The 2,903-nt window shown below is 70.0% G+C and carries 1 protein-coding gene; it reads right to left on the bottom strand.

The window, feature by feature from the left end; genetic code table 11:
- Positions 1 to 2,903, bottom strand: a 2,903-nt coding sequence (locus FVS66_RS24860; protein ID WP_149183446.1) for a non-ribosomal peptide synthetase, incomplete at both ends; no start/stop codon positions are given.

The following is a 2,903-nucleotide window of genomic DNA, read 5'->3' as shown; positions in this document are numbered from 1 at the left end:
ACCATGTAGTCCGGCAGTCCGGTGGCGATCTGTGCCCGCACGGCCGCCGGGTCCGCGTCGCCGACGTAGTAGGCGACCAGCTGCCGGTTCCCCGGACGGTCCTCACGGACCACCGCCGTCGCCCCGGTCACGCCTGTCACGGCGTTCAGGGCGGACTCGACTTCGCCCAGTTCGATACGGAAGCCCCGCACCTTCACCTGGAAGTCGGTGCGGCCGATGTACTCGACAACACCATCGGCCGTCCAGCGCACCAGGTCGCCCGTCCGGTACATCCGCGCGCCCGTCAGGTCGAACGGGTCCGCCACGAATCGCTCCGCCGTCAGCGACGGACGACCGAGATAGCCACGGGCCAGGCCTTCGCCGGCGATGTACAGCTCGCCCGGCACACCCGGAGCCACCGGACGCAGAGCCGCGTCCAGCACGTACACCCGTGTGTTGGCGATCGGACGTCCGATCGCCACCCCGTCCGATGCCGTCACGTCCGCGACCGTCGACCAGATCGTGGTCTCGGTCGGGCCGTACAGATTCGTCACCGAGCGGGCGGCTCCGGCCAGCGCCGCCGCCAGATCCGACGGCAGCGCCTCGCCGCCCACCAGCACCCGCAGGCCGGACAGGTCCACCGCGGCCTCGACGAGCGCGTGCCACAGGCTCGGCGTCGCCTGCATCACCGTCGCACCGGACGCCTTCAGCAGAGCACCCAGGATCGACGGGTCCCTGACCGCCTCACGGTCGGCGAGGATCAGGCCCGCGCCGTTCAGCAGCGGCAGGTACATCTCCAGGCCGGCGATGTCGAAGCCGACCGTCGTCACCGCCGGCAGCCGGTCGTCGGAGGAGAGCCGGAAACGGTCCTGCATCGAGCCGAGGAAGTTTGCCAACGCGCCTTCGGGGATCACGACGCCCTTGGGCCGGCCCGTGGAACCGGAGGTGTAGATCGCGTAGGCGGCGCGGCTCGGATCGCCGGGCACGCCCAGGTCACCGGCGTCGAACGCGTCGCCCGTACCGAATGCCGCAAGGACCTCCTCGGTCAGCGTCAGCACCGGGCACGAGTCCTCGAGGACGTACGCGATGCGGTCCTCGGGGAACTCCGGGTCCACCGGCACGTACGCCGCACCCGACTTCAGGACCGCCAGCAGCGAGACCACCAGCTCCGCCGACCGCGGCAGCACCACCGCCACGAACTTCTCCGGACCCGCCCCCTGCTCCATCAGGAAGCGCGCCAGGCGATTCGCCCGGGCGTTCAACTCGCGGTATGAGATGGCGTGTTCACCAAAGGTGAGCGCCATGACATCCGGCGTCGCCGCCACCTGCGCCTCGAACCGCTCCACCACCGACACCTCGGCGGCACCGGCCACCGCCGTGTCGTTCCACTCCGCCAGCACCCGGCCGCGCTCGCCGGCCGACAGCACGTCGACCGCCGCGACCCGGCCGTCCACATCCGCGAGCAGCCCCTCCAGCACCCGGACGAACCGCTCGCCCAGACCCTGCGCACTCGCCTCGTCGAACAGGTCCGAGGCGTATTCGATCTCGCCGCTGATCCCCGCCGGCGTGCCGTCTCCGTCATGGCGCTCGAACAGCGCGAACGAGAGGTCGAACTGCGAGACCTTCGTGGTGGAGTCACCCGCGGAGACCTGGAGACCGGGCAGCGTGAGCGACGCCTCCGTGTTGTTGTCGAAGAGCACCATCACCTGGAACAGCGGGTGATGGGCCATGGAACGCTGCGGGCTGACGACCTCGACCAGGCGCTCGAAGGGCACGTCCTGGTGCGCGTACGCGGCCAGGTCCGTCTCGCGGACCCGGGCCAGCAGCTCCCGGACCGAGGGGTCGCCCGACACGTCCGTGCGCAGCACCAACGTGTTCACGAAGAACCCGATCAGACCGTCCAACGCCTGATCGGAACGGCCCGCCACAACCGTGCCCAACGGCACATCCGTGCCCGCACCCAACCGCGACAGCAGCACCGCGACAGCGGCCTGCACCACCATGAACGGCGTCACCCCGCACTCACGAGCCACCGCCAGCAGACGACCGTGCAACTCCGCATCCAGAGCCAGATCAACCGCACCACCGCGATAAGAGGCCACCGCCGGACGCGGCCGGTCCGCCGGCAACTCGATCAGCTCAGGCGCACCAGCGAGCGCACTGCGCCAGTACTCGATCTGCCGACCCGCAGCACTCGACGCATCACCCTCGTCACCCAGAACCTCCGCCTGCCACAACGCGTAATCCGCGTACTGCACCGGCAACGGAACCCAACCCGGCGCCCCACCACCGACCCGCGCCGCATACGCAGCCGACAGATCATCCGCCAGCGGAGCCAGCGACCAACCATCACTCACGATGTGATGCATCAACACCACCAGCACCGACGACCGCTCACCCACCCGCAGCAACGTCACCCGCAACGGCAACTCCACGGACAGGTCGAACGCATACCCCGCGGCACCATCCACAGCAGCGGCCAGCCCCTCCTCCGAGACCCCCACCACCTCCAGCACCACACCGGCATCCACCACCGGCAGCACCCGCTGATACGGCACACCATCCACATCCGCGAACACCGTCCGCAGACTCTCGTGCCGGCCCACCACATCACCCAGGGCCAGCTCCAGCGCAGCCGCGTCCAGCTCACCCTCAAGCCTCAGCACCAGCGGAACGTTGTACGTCGCCGACGGCCCCTCCAGCTCATGCAGGAACCACAACCGACGCTGCGCCGCCGACAACGGCACCCGCGCAGGCCGCTCCCCCGCCACCAACGCCCTCCGCGCCACATCAGCACCCACCAGACGCAACGCCAACCCCGCCACCGTCGGCGACTCGAACACCGCACGGATACCGAGCTCCCGCCCGAAGGCGGAGCGGATCCGGCTCACGAGGCGGGTGGCGAGCAGCGAATGCCCCCCGAG

It is taken from the genome of Streptomyces sp. TRM49041 (genome assembly GCF_008271805.1).
In the GTDB taxonomy this organism is placed as follows: domain Bacteria; phylum Actinomycetota; class Actinomycetes; order Streptomycetales; family Streptomycetaceae; genus Streptomyces.
This window is presented reverse-complemented; position numbering and strand designations above follow the sequence as displayed.